The following is a 1,274-nucleotide window of genomic DNA, read 5'->3' as shown; positions in this document are numbered from 1 at the left end:
CAATAAACTGGTAACCCGTTTTTTCCGCGAGTTTCTTACCAATTGTTGTTTTTCCTGAGCCTCTAGGCCCAATAATGCAGAACATGAATATCCCCCATCAATTAATTTCCAATTTCACGGTTCTCTAAAACCAATAAATTTCTTACCATCTCTACTAAATCTTAATGTCCGACCATCTGGTGACTTAGCATCAATCACTTCAATTCTTTGCCTATTTTCATAAACAGTCCTAGATTTTATTGTTACATTAGGATTATCTAATATTTCATCAATTATTGCTCTAGCCTCTTGATTCAATACTGAAGCTTTTTGATTTGAATACGAATATACCGAGCCTTCTCTTCCTCCATGCTTTTGCAATGATCGTCCTGCATTTGTTAAGCCATTACGATTAATTTCAGATGCACCTAGCTTTAGCTCCTCTTTAGAAGGAATCTGATGTGTTCTAGCATGTGCTTCATCCTCAGGCTCCCAGCCATCTGGTGTACCTGAACCAGTACCACCTAATTCTACTTTATCTGAATTTGAAAGTTCTTTTCCAAGATTGGGATTTTTAGCTGCCTTATCCAAATCCGATGCACAAGCAAGTCCAAAGGTACATTCAAATGTTTCTGCTAGTTTATCGCCAGCCGCATTAAGTTTGTTTTCAATTGCTTGAGCAAAATTTGTATCCATCCTTGTTTTTTCATCAGATACTGAGTTTCCATTGTGTACAGGGATTATCGGTGTTGGCATTGTTAAAATACTGCTTTTTTCAATGCTAATTTTAATGTTTCTTAATTCATTTTCATTAGACTGAATTTCTTTTGTTAATTGAGTATGTCTTTCCTGAGTTTCTAGCAGATGATTTCTTGCTGATAATTCTGCGTTTCTCTCAATAGCATTATAAAAAGGTTGAGGATCAAAAAAATTTAATTTTGGTATATCTACAGGGCTATCACCAAAATCATCCGAAAGTAAGCGATCTCTATCTTGTATTGAACTAAATTTAATATTTGCAGTGATATTAAGATTTGGTGATTTAAAAACCCATTGATAATTACATGGGTATTTCTCCGGATCAGTCAAAAACTTCCATTCATAACTTTTTTCTAAATTACTTTTTTCTTCTTTTAGTACCTTTATTCTATTTGAGATCTCCTGATGATTTAATTCTAGTTTTTCTTGAGGAGACAGTTCCTGTGGTGATGGTAATGGCGTGTTTACTGCCTCCTCTGATGCTACCTTTTCTCGATTTACATCTCTATCTCTAGATATCTCCGGTTTATAACTGT

At 34.8% G+C, this 1,274-nt stretch carries 1 protein-coding gene and 1 pseudogene; both read right to left on the bottom strand.

What is annotated here, in order from left to right; all coding sequences use genetic code 11:
• On the bottom strand, positions 1-85 hold an 85-nt coding region (locus tag JK188_RS17445), incomplete at its 3' end, for a shikimate kinase (RefSeq protein ID WP_211888698.1).
• Positions 86-114: 29 nt separating this feature from the next.
• Positions 115-1,274, bottom strand: a pseudogene (locus JK188_RS18065) (hypothetical protein); the annotation flags it as partial.

Origin of the sequence: Providencia sp. JGM181 (genome assembly GCF_018257375.1) — a bacterium.
In the GTDB taxonomy this organism is placed as follows: Bacteria; Pseudomonadota; Gammaproteobacteria; order Enterobacterales; family Enterobacteriaceae; genus Providencia; species Providencia lanzhouensis.
The sequence above is the reverse complement of the archived record's forward strand: the minus strand, read 5'-3'. Positions and strand labels throughout refer to the sequence as shown.